The organism is Pantoea agglomerans NBRC 102470 (assembly GCF_001598475.1).
In the GTDB taxonomy this organism is placed as follows: Bacteria; Pseudomonadota; Gammaproteobacteria; order Enterobacterales; family Enterobacteriaceae; genus Pantoea; species Pantoea agglomerans.
The window spans coordinates 145,306-158,734 of the sequence record NZ_BCZA01000005.1 but is presented as its reverse complement, the minus strand read 5'-3'; the positions used below and the strand labels follow the sequence as shown (position 1 = coordinate 158,734).

Sequence of the window (13,429 nt, the reverse complement as noted above, 5' to 3'; positions counted from 1 at the left end):
GTAACGTGCCCTGCGCAGAATAAGTGCGAGCCGCGTTTGAGATTTTGCGTCATCTCTGCGTTCTGCCCTCGCACTCTGCATCCATGCTGAGATATCACTTTTGCAGTAGCTTCAGCGCCGTATCCTCATCGGTCACCAGTCCCGATACCCAGCCGCCCTGTAATGCGGCACGGATTGCTGGATACTTGCGCTCGCTACCCGCAAAGCCAATAATTTTACGCTGAGTCCGGCTTTCCAGTCGCACGCTGGTCAGTAGCTCATCCGTTTCGCCCCATACCCGCTCACCCTGCTGATTGAAAAAGTGACCGAGCATTTCGCCCACCACGCCGCGCCCATTTAGCGCCTCGACCTGCGCATCTGTGATGAATCCCTCGGCATTCAAAGGACAGCCCGGCATCACTTCGCCAATACCCACAAAAGCCACGTCCGCCTGTAATGCGCGATCAATGACGCGCTGGTAAACCTTATGCTGAACCCACATCGCTTTATCCTCTGGGGTGTCGGCGTATAAGGGGGCGGGGATAAAGAAATACTTACCTTGCATCTTTTCGGCCATCTTCAACGGTACGTCATAGCGAGTACCGGAATCATCCCGCGCGATGGCACCAATCATGGAAACGCAATGATGCTGCGGGCGATCAACCCAGGGTAGCGCATCGATCATTGAGCGCAGGGTTTTACCGGAACCAATACCGAACACCTGAGGCGTTTCCTCATTGATGAATTGTGTCATCACCGCCGAGCCTTCAACTGCCAGCATTTGTTGAATAGCCTCATCATTCAGACTGGCCGATGGCACAACGCGGCACAAATCCAGACCAAACTTCGCCTGTACCTCACGCGCCAGCTGCAGACAGTGTGTGACGGGATGATCAATTTTTACGTTCACCATGCCCATTTCACGTGCACTGGATACCAGCCGCTGCGCTACCTGTCGTGACAATCCCAATGCCTGCGCAATCTCCTGCTGTGTCACGCCTGCGACGTAATACATCCATGCGGCACGTGCGGCCAGCTCCTGCTTTTTTTCTTCTCTGCTCATCACGATGTTCCGTCGAATTTGAGGGGACATCTTAACGCCGTGCGGGTCGAAAAGCACTAACTGAGCAAAAGCCCGGGATGGGAGCAAAAATATTATTTGTGACTCAGCTCGCAGAAGGATCTTCGTAATAGGCACTATGCTACAGGTCATCGGGCAAATGCCCTTAGGTGTGGCAAATGTTTAAATGAGGCGATTATGAACAACCAATCAGTGTGGATGCACATCGGCGCGGGATCTTTTCATCGGGCACATCAGGCGTGGTATCTGCATAAACTGCGTGAGCAGGGTGATGAAAGCTGGAGCATCGCGCTCGGCAATATCCGTAATGACGCAGTGCCGCTGCTCAATCAGCTCGCGGCGCAGCAGGGAGAATATGTGCTGGAAACCGTGACGCCTGAAGGTAAGCGCGACTACGAAACCATCACTTCGCTGCGCAAAATTTTGCCCTGGGATAGTGATATCAGTGCGTTGATCGAGCAGGGGGCCAGTGCGGAAACGCGTGTGATTAGCTTTACCGTGACCGAAGCGGGTTACTACCTGACGCCCGCGTTTACCCTGGATCTCAATCAGGCAGATGTGAAGGCCGATCTGGGTGGCGATATCCGCACCCTCTACGGTGCACTCAGCCATATTCTGACACAGCGTGTTGCGCAAGGCGGTCCGCCGGTTACGCTGCTGAACTGCGACAATCTGCGGCACAATGGTGAGCGTTTCCGTGACGCCTTCCTGGCGTTTCTTACGGCCAAAGGCGATACCGCGCTGGCCGACTGGGTGCGCACGCAAACCCGTTCACCGAATACCATGGTTGATCGCATTACACCCCGTCCTACTCCGGAGGTGGCAGAACGCGTGCAGGCGGCGACCGGCAAACAGGATGGCGCAGCAGTAATGGCCGAATCTTTTATTCAGTGGGTCATTGAGGATGATTTTATTGCCGGGCGCCCGGCGCTGGAAAAGGTCGGTGTTGAACTGGTGGAATCGGTACTGCCGTGGGAAGAGGCGAAAATTCGCATCCTCAATGCGACACATGCTGCGATTGCCTGGGCGGGCACACTGATTGGTCTGAACTATATCGATGAGAGCACCAGCCATCCGGCGATTTATCAACTGGCTCACGACTATGTGACCCAGGATGTCATTCCTTCTCTGTCTCCCAGCCCGCTTGATTTAGCGGATTATCGTGACGTGGTGCTGGCCCGCTTCAGTAATCCTTACATTAAAGATACCAATCAGCGCGTCGGTGCCGATGGTTTATCCAAAATTCCCGGCATGGTTACGCCAACCCTGCAACAGTGCTACCAGCGCGGTGCGCAGCCCACCGCAACGGCGGTGATTCCGGCACTGTTCTTCCTGTTTATGCAGCGATGGGCCGATGACAATTTACCCTATTGCTATCAGGACGGTGCGCTACAGGTCGATACGCTACGTAAGCAGTTCGCCAGCGCCGATCCGCTCCATGCATACCTGAGTGATAGCGCGCTGTTTGCGGAACTGGCATCTGATAAGGCGTTTCATGAGTTAGTCACCCGCCGTGTTGCGAGTTTGCAGCAGTGGCTGAAACAGCCTGAACTGGCGGCGGTGTAATTATGTATCTCGGCATTGATATTGGTACCTCAGAGCTTAAAGCGCTGATCATTAATACGCACGGTGAGATTGTGGCGGCTCAGCACGCCACGCTGAGCGTGCAGCGTCCCCATCCCCACTGGGCTGAACAGGATCCTGAATGCTGGTGGCAAGCCTGCAGCGAGGTTCTGGCGGGATTACGTCATCAGTTTCCTCTGGCATGGGCCGCGATTCGCGCTATCGGATTATCGGGACAGATGCACGGGGCCGTGTTGCTGGATGCCGGGGGGAAGGTGCTGCGTCCGTGTATCCTCTGGAACGACACGCGCAGTGCACCGCAGTGTGAAAGGCTACGGAAGAGCAATCCCCGGATAATGGAAATTAGCGGCAATATGATTATGCCCGGCTTCACTTTGCCGAAACTGCACTGGGTCGCGGAAAATGAGCCAGAAATTTTCAGCCGCATCGATAAGGTCCTGCTGCCGAAAGATTACCTGCGCTGGCGTCTTACCGGGCGCTTTGTCAGTGAGCCTTCGGATGCTGCCGGAACGCTGTGGCTCGATGTCTCCCGGCGTGACTGGTCGGAAGAACTGCTGGCCATCACCGGACTGAAGCGTGCCCAAATGCCTGAACTGGTAGAAGGCAGTGCCATAAGTGGACGCCTGCAGCCGACGCTGGCGAGCGAGTGGGGTTTATCTACTGCGGTTACTGTCGCGGGAGGCGGCGGTGACAATGCCGCATCGGCAGTCGGTGTGGGGGCGGTGAATCCCGGTGATGCGTTTATCTCATTGGGTACCTCCGGTGTGATTTTTGTCGTAAACGACCGCTTACGGGCTGACCCTCAATGCGGGGTGCACGCCTTTTGCCATGCGTTACCGGGCCGCTGGCACCAGATGAGTGTGATGCTTAGCGCCGCCAGTTGTCTGCGCTGGTTGTGCAATCTGCTGTCGGTCAGTGAAAGCCAGCTGATGGAGGAGATGGTCCAGCTCAGTGATGAGCAAGTGCGTAGCGCCCCGGTTTTCCTGCCCTATCTGTCTGGTGAACGCACACCACATAACGATCCTGACGCATCCGGTTCTTTCTTCAATCTGCGCCATGAAACCCCGCGCGCCTTGCTGGGCTATGCGGTGGTTGAAGGCGTGGCATTTGGGCTGGCTGATGGGTTGAGTGTGCTCGGCGATGCCAGGCATCACATTCAGCAGTGCAGCCTGACCGGTGGTGGCGCACGTAGCACATTGTGGGCTCAATTGATTGCCGATGTGCTGCAACTGCCCATTGTTACCCATCCCGCCAGCGCATCTGGCGCGCTGGGTGCGGCACGTTTAGCGTGGCTGGCTGATGGCGGCCTTGAGCATGAGGTGTGTCTGAAGCCGGCTGTGCAGGCACGCTACCAACCGGACGAGACGCGCGGTGCCGTGCTGCAAAAGCGGCTATGTCTGTTCCGGGAACTCTACATCCAGCAACAACAGGTGCGCAGTTTGCTGCCTGCATAACGACTAACCAGACAGAAGGTAATTGTGATGCAATCGAACGAATACTGGTTTGGCTTACCGAAAAAGATGTTCTGGGGTTTCCTCGCTATCGCAATCTTTATGGCGGGTGATGGCTTTGAAATGGCGTTTCTGTCGCGCCATATCACCGATATGGGCTTTACGCCCGCGCAGTCTGCAGTCGTATTCACCTTCTATGGCTTAGCGGCAGCCCTGGCGGCCTGGGCATCTGGCGTGGTAGCCGAGTTGATCACACCGCAGCGCGCGATGATGATTGGCTTTGTGTTATGGATCGTGATGCATACGCTGTTTATGTCGCTGGGGCTTGGCCTGCGCAACTATCCGCTGATGGTGCTGTTCTACGGCATTCGCGGGCTGGCTTATCCGCTGTTTATCTACTCTTTCATGATGATGCTGGTGCAGGTCTTACCGCGCGAAAAACTGGCGGCGGCGACCGGCTGGTTCTGGGCGATGTATTCTGTCGGCATCGGGGTGATTGGCAGCTATCTGCCAAGTCTCACCATTCCGATGCTGGGGGAAACGGGGACGCTGTGGCTGGCTATTATCTGGGTGGCCAGTGGTGGGATCCTCGCATACTTCAGCCTGCGCAAGGTACCGGTGGATCGCTCTCGTGTGAATTTGCCGATGCGTGACAAGATGACAGAGATGGCGCGTGCCGTGACCATCCTGTTCACCAATCAGAATGTGTTTTATGCCTGCCTGATTCGCATCATCAACACGCTGTCGCTGTTTGGTTTCGCCATTATCATGCCACTGCTGTTTGTCGATCGTCTCGGCTTTACCATCTCTGAATGGCTACAAATCTGGGCGGTGTTCTTCTTTGTCACTATATTTACGAATATCTTCTGGGGCCTCACGGGAGAGAAGCTGGGCTGGATCCGTCAGGTGCGCTGGTTTGGTTGCCTGGGGATGGCCATCTCCAGTCTGACCTTTTATTATCTGCCGCTGTATGCGGGTCATAACTTCTGGGTCGCATTAATCCCTGCGGTAATGCTGGGCATTTTTGTCGCCGCGTTTGTACCGATGACCGCTGTATTTCCCACGCTGGAACCGCATCACAAAGGCGCTGCGGTCTCTATTTACAACCTCTCCGCAGGACTCAGTAACTTTGTGGCACCGGCTATCGCCTCAGTCATGCTGCCGTTCTTCGACATAGTCGGTGTGGTATGGGCCTATACCGGGCTATACGTGTTCGCTGGCGTGCTGACCTTTATAATTCGTGTGCCACAACCGGGGCATACGCGTGAAGAGAAGGTAGTGAAGTCGCGTGTAGCAGAGCAGCGTAACTAACGAAACATACGGCGGCCCAGGGCCGCCGTATGTTTATCCTGCGACATCCTGCAACGCTTCCTGCAAATCGTACCAGCGGAAGCCAAAGCCTGAGGCCTCCAGCCGCTTTGGCAGCACATGCTGTCCTCCCAGCACCAGTACCGACGATTCGCCCATCATCAGTTTAATGGCGCTGGCAGGCGTGCGCATAAAGGCCGGACGATGCATAACCTGGCCCAGGGTAGCGGCAAACTGCTCGTTACGCACCGCGTAGGGAGCGACCATATTGAACGGACCCCGCAGATCGTCATGCTCCAGCAGCCAGATAATGGCGTTTAGCATGTCATCAATGTGAATCCACGGCATGTACTGTTTACCACTGCCAATCGGCCCGCCGATGCCGAGTTTAAAGGGCAGCTTCATTTTGCTGAGTGCGCCGCCCTCAGACGCCAGCACCACGCCGGTTCGCAGCAGGCAGACGCGGGTGCGTTCGCTTTCAGCCGCGAGCGCCAGCTGCTCCCAGCGGGCGCAGAGCTGATGAGTAAACTCATCCTGACCCTGATCCTCTTCAGTCAGCACCAGATCGCCGGTGTTGCCATAAAAGCCGGTTGCCGAACCTGAGATCAACACGGACGGTGGCGTGGCGCTGGCGTTGATCAGTGAGACAATCTGCTCGGTTATCTGCCAGCGGCTTTCACACAGCTGCTGTTTATGCGGCTCCGTCCAGCGTTTGTCGGCAATAGGTTCTCCCGCCAGATTAATGACCGCATCGATCGTATCCAGGTTCGACTGTTGCGCCAGCCCTGACCAGAGCGCGACCTCTTCGCCCAGTTTTTCACGCGCGCTGACCACGTCACGCGTCACCACACTGATCTGATGCCCCAGCTGTTGCAGGCGCGGAATCAGGTGACGGCCAATCAGTCCCGTGCCACCGGTAATAAGAATGTGCATGTTGCGGCTCCCTTGATGTTTTTGTTATTTGCACCTTTCAGCATAGAAGAGTCGAGCCACTCTATCGTGAGTCGCGTCGCGCTTTCTTATTCCGGAGGCAGAGATCGGATCAGCTCAGCGTTGCCTTCCCAAATAAAAATCGGTAAACATGATGCAACCCTGACAGCCAATTGAGGTAACCGATGAATTATCCGTCCATCACCCTGTGGTCAGATTCATCATTTTTCAGTCCTTACGCCATGTCGGCCTATGTTGCTCTTACCGAAAAAGGGATCCCTTTCCAGCTGAAGCGCGTCGATTTGTCGCAGAATCAGCAATACGCCGCGGCTTACCGCGAGCTGTCGCTGACCTGCCGGGTCCCGACCCTGCAGATTGATGCGTTCCTGTTAAGCGAATCCTCGGCGATTACCGAATATCTTGAAGAGCGCTTTCCGGCGCCCGAATTTGAGCGCCTCTATCCCCGCGACCGCGAGAAGCGTGCCCGCGCCAGAGAGATCCAGGCCTGGCTGCGCAGTGACTTCCTGTGGATACGTCAGGAGCGTCCCACAGAAGTGCTGTTTGCCGGTGAGCGCTTTGCGCCGCTGACCGCATCAGCGCAGCAGGCGGTGGATAAACTGGTTATGGCCGTCGATCGCCTGCTGCCGGACGGACAACAGAACCTGTTTGGCGAGTGGTCAATTGCGGATACCGATCTGGCGGTGATGCTTAACCGACTGGTATTGCATGGCGATCCTTTGCCCGCGCGTCTGCGGGATTATGCTGAGTTTCAGTGGCAGCGAGCCTCAGTACAGCTGTGGTTAGCAGAAAGTGGTAAAAATCGGTAACAGCCAGGGCTTGCTCAGGCTGCCGGAAGTGATTACCTTACGCCACATAAAAATAAAGACGTGGCAAACTGCGTACCCAAGTGTACGCCAAACAGGAAAGGGTTACGGATGGTGGATCAAACTGCGGGTGACGGCATCGAGTGGGTCGATATCGTAAACGAAGAGAATGAAGTTGTTGCTCAGGCAACACGTGCGCAGATGCGCGCTGAGTGCCTGCGTCACCGCGCTACCTATATTGTGGTTCATGACGGTATGGGCAAGATTCTGGTGCAGCGTCGCACTGAGATAAAAGATTTTATGCCGGGCAAACTGGACGCAACCGCAGGCGGCGTGGTGCAGAGCGGTGAAGATATGCTGGAGTCTGCGCGACGTGAAGCGGAAGAGGAGTTAGGGATTGCCGCGGTGCCGTTTGCTGAGCATGGCAAATTCTACTTCGAAGATCAGCACTGTCGCGTCTGGGGCGGACTGTTCAGTTGTGTGTCACACGGGCCATTCGCCATGCAGGAATCGGAAGTCGATGAGATTATCTGGATGACGCCCGATGAGATCACCGCACGTTGTGATGAGTTCACTGACGATTCGCTTAAAGCGCTCTCTCTGTGGATGAGCCGCAACGGCGATAACCGGGCCTGAAAACGGGCGCTTTAACGCGTCTCAGCGATCCGCATTAAAGCCTCCGGCTCTGTTACCGGCGAAAAAAAGGCATGCCCTGGGGCATGCCTTTTGCGTTCTTACCTGACGCTTAGCCTTGTTCAGCCTGCTGAGACTGAATAGCGGTTAAGGCGATGGTATAGACGATGTCATCAACCAGCGCACCGCGCGACAGGTCGTTAACCGGCTTACGCATACCCTGCAGCATCGGCCCGATTGAGATCAGATCGGCTGAACGCTGTACCGCTTTATACGTGGTGTTACCGGTGTTCAGATCCGGGAAGATAAAGACGGTGGCGCGACCGGCAACCTGTGAATCTGGCGCTTTCGACTTCGCCACATCTTCCATAATCGCGGCGTCATACTGCAGCGGACCATCAATGACCAGATCAGGACGTTTTTCCTGCGCGATACGCGTTGCTTCACGCACTTTTTCAACGTCGCTGCCTGCACCTGACGTGCCGGTAGAGTAGGAGATCATCGCAACACGTGGATCGATACCAAAGGCTTTAGCAGAGTCGGCTGACTGAATAGCGATTTCAGCCAGTTGCTCAGCGGTGGGATCCGGGTTAATCGCGCAGTCACCGTAAACCAGCACCTGCTCCGGCAGCAGCATAAAGAACACCGATGAAACCAGTGAGCTGTTAGGCGCAGTTTTGATCAGCTGCAGAGGCGGACGAATGGTGTTGGCGGTGGTGTGAACCGCACCTGAAACCAGGCCATCTACTTCGCCGCTCTCCAGCATCATGGTGCCCAGCACCACGTTATCTTCCAGTTGTTCCTGGGCGACCACTTCGGTCATCCCTTTGCTCTTACGCAGCTCAACCAGACGCGGCACGTAGTTTTCACGCACCTGTTCCGGATCAACAATCTCAACCCCTTTGCCCAGTTCGACACCCTGAGCCGCAGCAACACGCTGAATCTCATCCGGGTTGCCTAACAGTACGCAGGTGGCGATACCGCGTTCAGCACAGATAGCGGCCGCTTTAACCGTACGCGGCTCGTCACCCTCTGGCAGCACGACGCGTTTGCCCGCTTTACGCGCCAGCTCAGTCAGCTGATAGCGGAAGGCCGGTGGCGACAGGCGACGGCTGCGCTCTGACGTGGCGGTCAGTGACTCAATCCAGTCAGCATTAATGTAGCTGGCAACATATTCCTGCACTTTCTCGATGCGCTGCGTATCGTCAGCGGGCACTTCAAGATTAAAGCTCTGCAGGCTCAGAGAGGTCTGCCAGGTATTGGTTTTCACCATGAACACCGGCAGGCCGGTCTGGAAGGCACGGTCACAGAGGCGCGCGATGCGATCGTCAATCTCGTAGTTACCGGTCAGCAGGATAGCGCCAATCTCAATGCCGTTCATGGCGGCCAGACAGGCGGCGACCAATACATCCGGGCGGTCTGCGGAAGTCACCAGCAGTGAGCCTGGACGGAAATGCTCCAGCATGTGCGGGATACTACGGGCGCAGAAGGTGACCGATTTAACCCGGCGGGTCTGAATCTCACCTTCGTTGATGATGCGCGCATCCAGGTGGCGGCACATATCGATTGCGCGGGTGGCGATCAGATCAAAGCTCCACGGCACGCAGCCCAGCACCGGCAGCGGGCTGTCTGAGAACAGCTGCTTAGGATCGATATTGGCGATGCTGGCTTTTGACGAGTCATCAAAAATTTCTGACAGGTCAGGGCGGGTACGCCCCTGATCATCGACCGGCGCGTTGAGTTTATTGATGATCACGCCAGTGATATTTTTATTCTTCTGACCGCCGAAGCTGCTCTGCGTCAGTTCAATGCGCTCTTTCAGCTGTGCCGGAGAGTCATTGCCCAGCGCCATCACGAAGACGATTTCCGCATTCAGGGTTTTCGCGATTTCATAGTTCAGCGCGTTGGCGAACTGATGCTTACGGGTAGGGACCAGACCTTCAACCAGCACCACTTCCGCATTCTGCGTGTTGGCATGGTAACGGGAGATGATCTCTTCCATCAGCACATCCTGCTGGTTCGATCCCAGCAGTGATTCAACACGTGACATCTGCAGCGGTTCAGCGGCAGGAATCGAAGAGTTCTTACGGATAATAGTGGTGGTTTGATCCGGCGTATCGCCGCCGGTACGCGGCTGAGCAATCGGCTTAAAGACGCTAAGTCGAACGCCTTTGCGTTCCATGGCGCGGATAACGCCGAGGCTGACGCTGGTCAGGCCGACGCTGGTGCCGGTCGGAATGAGCATAATTGTACGTGACACGTTTGAACCTCTCAGTAATGGCAGGGTGTCAAAAACAACTCCGTCAGCCTGAGCTGACGGAGAGAAGTGTTTACGCAGTCAGACGCGCGGCGTCCTGGGCGATGACCAGCTCTTCGTTGGTCGGGATCACCAGCGCCGGGCGGGTGCCTTCTTTATTGATGTAACCAGACTTGCCGAAACGGGCCGCCAGGTTGCGATCGTGATCGACGTCAAAGCCCAGCAGCGCCAGTTTTTTCAGTGAGAGTTCACGAACCATCGCGGCGTTTTCACCGATGCCGCCAGTAAATACCACGGCGTCCAGGCGACCATCCATCAGCGCAGTGTAGCTGCCGATATATTTCGCCAGGCGATGACAGAAGACATCCATTGCGCGCTTCGCATCTTCTTTGGTGGTGTAGTTATCTTCCACGTAGCGGCAGTCGCTGGTGACTTCAGTCAGACCTAACAGGCCAGACTCTTTGGTCAGCAGTTTATTGATGGCATCGACGCTCATACCCAGCGTATCGTGCAGGAAGAAGATAATTGCCGGGTCGATGTCGCCACTGCGGGTACCCATCACCAGGCCTTCCAGTGGGGTCAGGCCCATTGAGGTGTCCACACACTCGCCGTTGCGAATGGCAGAGACAGAACCGCCGTTACCGAGGTGGCAGGTAATAATATTCAGTGACTCAAGCGGCTTGTTGAGCATTTTGGCCGCTTCGTGGGTCACATAGAAGTGGCTGGTGCCATGCGCGCCATAGCGACGAACGCCATGTTCTTTATACAATTTGTACGGCAGCGCATAGAGATAAGACTCTTCCGGCATTGTCTGATGGAAAGCGGTGTCAAATACCGCGACATTCTTATCTGACAGGTGAGGGAAGTTTTTCATCGCTTCATCAATACCGATCAGATGAGCCGGATTGTGCAGCGGTGCAAAAGAAGAGGCGTCTTTGATGCCCTGTACCACTTCTTCAGTGATGATGACTGACTGAGTCAGCTTCTCGCCGCCATGAACGATACGATGGCCGATTGCAGCAATTTGTGCCGAAAGCTCAGGTTTTTGTGCCAGAATGGTTTTAACGATAAAGTTCAGCGCTTCACTATGCGCTGCGCCAGCACCCAGAGGCGCTTCCTGTTTTTCGCCTTCCAGCTTCCATTTGATGCGGGCTTCAGGAAGGTGGAAACATTCCGCCAGGCCAGACAGGAATTCTTCACCGCTGGCAGGGTTGAGGATGGCAAACTTAAGGGAAGAGCTGCCACAGTTCAGAACCAGAACTAACTTACTCGACATGGAAGTACCTATTTTTTGAGAGTGGCTAAATAAAACGCAATCAGACTAACAGCGTAGCCCATGAAAGCTGGTAGATTAATGACAAACATCATGCGGTAGACAGAATTCTGCATTTCCGCAAAAAATTTCGGCAATCTTACGCGAAAATTTGAAGATTGCCTCGTCTGAACCTGGCTCAGGTCTCTTCCCAAAAGCGCAATCCGCTTCCGGAAAGGGGGTAAAACGGCGTCAGAATAGCTGGAGTCACCTTTAAAGACAAAAATAATTGAAGGATGTCACGTAAAGTTGTGTAGTTATAACTATTTTTTAATTTTTACAGCATTAGTTGAGGTGAGCCATGGCGAATGAATCTGGCAGTACCAATTGGTTTCGGATGTTTCAGCGCGGCCAACACTATATGAAGACCTGGCCGGCTGATAAGCGCCTGGCACCCATGTTCCCGGAAAACCGTGTTTCATCGGCAACGCGTTTTGCTATTCGCTTTATGCCCCCTTTGGCGATTTTTACGCTGACCTGGCAGATCGCGATGGGCGGTCAGTTAGGCCCGGCCGTGGCGACCGCGCTGTTTGCCTGTACCCTGCCGATGCAGGGATTATGGTGGCTGGGAAAGCGTTCTGTGACGCCGCTGCCGCCGACGCTGCTTAACTGGTTTCATGAAGTTCGTGCCCGGCTGGAAGAAGCGGGGCAGGCGACAGCGCCAGTAGAAGGCAAGCCGACCTATCAGGCGCTGGCCGATCTGCTAAAGCGGGCGTTCAAACAACTCGACCGCACTTTCCTCGACGATCTCTGACCTATCCCGGGCTGGCGGTAAAATATTTACCGCTAACCTGCGGCCAAATCAAAGAATGGTGATACGGCGATTTCCGTGTCGCTAACGCTGTGCAATGATTTCTCCATTGTCGATTAACTGAGCGGTCTCTGACCGGGAGTAAATGATGGAAATGACCCATGCGCAGCGTTTGATTCTCACTAATCAGTACAAAATGATGGCCATGCTTGAGCCGGAAAATGCGGAACGTTTTCGTCGTTACCAGACCATCATCGAACGCGGTTATGCGCTGCAGATGCGGGAGCTGGACAAAGAGTTTGGCGAACTCAGCGAAGCGATCTGCCGGACGGTAATCGACATTATGGAAATGCATCACGCTCTCCACGTCTCCTGGTCGAACCTTAAAGAGAAAGGTGAGCTTGAAGAGCGGCGTCTGGCCTTTCTGGGCTTCGATGCGGCAACGGAAGCGCGCCTGCTGGGTTATGTCCGTTTTATGGTCAATACAGAAGGGCGTTATACCCACTTCGATTCCGGCACCCATGGTTTTAATGCGCAGACCCCGATGTGGGAAAAGTATCAACGGATGTTAGCTTTGTGGCAGACTTGTCCGCGCCAGTACCATTTAAGTGCAAAAGAAATTGCGCAAGTGATTAATGCCTGATGAGGAGTAGCGCGTGACCTACAGAGGTTTTCTATTTGATTTAGACGGCACGCTGGTGGATTCACTGCCAGCGGTTGAACGAGCCTGGAGCCAGTGGGGTGCCCGTCATGGCATCGAGGCTGATGAGATCCTGGATTTCATTCATGGCAAACAGGCGATCACCTCTCTGCGTCATTTCATGGCAGGCCAGTCGGAAGAGGCTATTCAGGCGGAGTTTGTTGCGCTGGAGCAGGCTGAAGCGGCGGACACCGACGGTGTGCAGGCGCTGCCAGGGGCCAACGCGTTGCTGAACCGGCTGAACGAACTGCAGATTCCCTGGGCGATTGTCACTTCCGGTTCAGTGCCGGTCGCACATGCACGTCATAAAGCCGCAGGCTTACCGAAGCCTGCCGTGTTTATTACCGCTGAACAGGTGGCTAAGGGCAAACCGGAGCCCGATCCCTACCTGCTTGGCGCGGAGAAGCTGGGATTAGCGGCGACATCGTGCGTGGTTGCAGAAGATGCACCTGCCGGAATCTTATCCGGCCTGAATGCTGGCTGTGCGGTGATTGCCATCAATGCGCCGGCGGAGACACCCCGGCTGGATGAGGTAGCGCTTCAGCTCGACTCACTGGCGTCACTGGTGATAACCCGCGAGTCTGACGGCAGCTTTACCTTCCGTCAGCAGGCTTAAGGG

The 13,429-nt window shown here is 55.3% G+C and carries 12 protein-coding genes; 8 read left to right on the top strand and 4 right to left on the bottom strand.

Features of this window, described 5'->3' with window-relative positions:
- Positions 1 to 94 precede the first annotated feature (94 nt).
- Positions 95 to 1,042, bottom strand: coding sequence for a sugar-binding transcriptional regulator (locus tag PAG01S_RS11220; protein ID WP_060680642.1), 948 nt, complete (start codon positions 1,040 to 1,042; stop codon positions 95 to 97).
- A 195-nt stretch (positions 1,043 to 1,237) separates the two neighbouring features.
- On the opposite strand from PAG01S_RS11220, the gene dalD reads away from it, so the two are divergent.
- From dalD to PAG01S_RS11205, 3 genes are read left to right on the top strand one after another with little or no spacing between them, the layout of a single operon-like run.
- Positions 1,238 to 2,626: a D-arabinitol 4-dehydrogenase gene (gene dalD, locus PAG01S_RS11215; RefSeq protein ID WP_010671449.1), complete on the top strand. Its 1,389-nt coding sequence runs from the start codon at positions 1,238 to 1,240 to the stop codon at positions 2,624 to 2,626.
- A 2-nt stretch (positions 2,627 to 2,628) separates the two neighbouring features.
- Positions 2,629 to 4,098, top strand: a complete 1,470-nt coding sequence (gene xylB / locus PAG01S_RS11210) for a xylulokinase (RefSeq protein WP_033758495.1) — start codon at positions 2,629 to 2,631, stop codon at positions 4,096 to 4,098.
- A 27-nt stretch (positions 4,099 to 4,125) separates the two neighbouring features.
- A complete protein-coding gene (locus PAG01S_RS11205) occupies positions 4,126 to 5,406 on the top strand; it encodes an MFS transporter (protein ID WP_062758697.1) in 1,281 nt (426 codons plus the stop codon).
- A 33-nt stretch (positions 5,407 to 5,439) separates the two neighbouring features.
- Here the strand turns inward: PAG01S_RS11205 and PAG01S_RS11200 are convergent, their stop codons facing one another.
- Complete coding sequence (locus PAG01S_RS11200; protein WP_061901250.1) at positions 5,440 to 6,336, bottom strand: TIGR01777 family oxidoreductase; 897 nt, start codon at positions 6,334 to 6,336, stop codon at positions 5,440 to 5,442.
- Between the two features lie 182 nt (positions 6,337 to 6,518).
- On the opposite strand from PAG01S_RS11200, the gene yfcF reads away from it, so the two are divergent.
- Together yfcF and yfcD are read left to right on the top strand one after the other, a co-directional pair.
- Positions 6,519 to 7,160, top strand: coding sequence for a glutathione transferase (gene yfcF, locus PAG01S_RS11195; RefSeq protein WP_010258032.1), 642 nt, complete (start codon positions 6,519 to 6,521; stop codon positions 7,158 to 7,160).
- 108 nt (positions 7,161 to 7,268) lie between these two features.
- Positions 7,269 to 7,793: an NUDIX hydrolase YfcD gene (gene yfcD / locus PAG01S_RS11190; protein WP_010258035.1), complete on the top strand. Its 525-nt coding sequence runs from the start codon at positions 7,269 to 7,271 to the stop codon at positions 7,791 to 7,793.
- A 109-nt stretch (positions 7,794 to 7,902) separates the two neighbouring features.
- On the opposite strand, the gene pta is transcribed toward yfcD, so the two are convergent.
- The gene (pta, locus tag PAG01S_RS11185; protein WP_031292718.1) at positions 7,903 to 10,035 is read right to left on the bottom strand and encodes a phosphate acetyltransferase; all 2,133 of its coding nucleotides are present in this window, start codon (positions 10,033 to 10,035) and stop codon (positions 7,903 to 7,905) included.
- Positions 10,036 to 10,120: 85 nt separating this feature from the next.
- Complete coding sequence (gene ackA / locus PAG01S_RS11180) at positions 10,121 to 11,323, bottom strand: acetate kinase (RefSeq protein ID WP_010258040.1); 1,203 nt, start codon at positions 11,321 to 11,323, stop codon at positions 10,121 to 10,123.
- Between the two features lie 337 nt (positions 11,324 to 11,660).
- On the opposite strand from ackA, the gene yfbV reads away from it, so the two are divergent.
- The 3 genes from yfbV (at position 11,661) to PAG01S_RS11165 (ending at position 13,426) form a co-directional block, all read left to right on the top strand.
- Entirely contained in the window at positions 11,661 to 12,113 is a 453-nt protein-coding gene (gene yfbV / locus PAG01S_RS11175) for a terminus macrodomain insulation protein YfbV (protein WP_010258042.1), read from the top strand.
- A 145-nt stretch (positions 12,114 to 12,258) separates the two neighbouring features.
- On the top strand, positions 12,259 to 12,753 hold the full coding sequence (locus PAG01S_RS11170) for a YfbU family protein (protein ID WP_062758694.1): 495 nt from the start codon (positions 12,259 to 12,261) through the stop codon (positions 12,751 to 12,753).
- 13 nt (positions 12,754 to 12,766) lie between these two features.
- The gene (locus tag PAG01S_RS11165) at positions 12,767 to 13,426 is read left to right on the top strand and encodes a sugar phosphatase (RefSeq protein ID WP_033767468.1); all 660 of its coding nucleotides are present in this window, start codon (positions 12,767 to 12,769) and stop codon (positions 13,424 to 13,426) included.
- Positions 13,427 to 13,429 lie beyond the last annotated feature (3 nt).

Excerpts from the sequence above, each read along its gene's own strand:
- dalD (WP_010671449.1), top strand. The coding sequence starts at position 1,238 with ATGAACAACCAATCAGTGTGGATGCACATCGGCGCGGGATCTTTTCAT.
- xylB (WP_033758495.1), top strand. The coding sequence starts at position 2,629 with ATGTATCTCGGCATTGATATTGGTACCTCAGAGCTTAAAGCGCTGATC.
- PAG01S_RS11170 (WP_062758694.1), top strand. The coding sequence starts at position 12,259 with ATGGAAATGACCCATGCGCAGCGTTTGATTCTCACTAATCAGTACAAA.
- PAG01S_RS11220 (WP_060680642.1), bottom strand. The coding sequence starts at position 1,042 with ATGAGCAGAGAAGAAAAAAAGCAGGAGCTGGCCGCACGTGCCGCATGG.
- pta (WP_031292718.1), bottom strand. The coding sequence starts at position 10,035 with ATGCTCATTCCGACCGGCACCAGCGTCGGCCTGACCAGCGTCAGCCTC.
- yfcF (WP_010258032.1), top strand. The coding sequence starts at position 6,519 with ATGAATTATCCGTCCATCACCCTGTGGTCAGATTCATCATTTTTCAGT.
- yfbV (WP_010258042.1), top strand. The coding sequence starts at position 11,661 with ATGGCGAATGAATCTGGCAGTACCAATTGGTTTCGGATGTTTCAGCGC.
- yfcD (WP_010258035.1), top strand. The coding sequence starts at position 7,269 with ATGGTGGATCAAACTGCGGGTGACGGCATCGAGTGGGTCGATATCGTA.
- PAG01S_RS11205 (WP_062758697.1), top strand. The coding sequence starts at position 4,126 with ATGCAATCGAACGAATACTGGTTTGGCTTACCGAAAAAGATGTTCTGG.
- PAG01S_RS11200 (WP_061901250.1), bottom strand. The coding sequence starts at position 6,336 with ATGCACATTCTTATTACCGGTGGCACGGGACTGATTGGCCGTCACCTG.
- ackA (WP_010258040.1), bottom strand. The coding sequence starts at position 11,323 with ATGTCGAGTAAGTTAGTTCTGGTTCTGAACTGTGGCAGCTCTTCCCTT.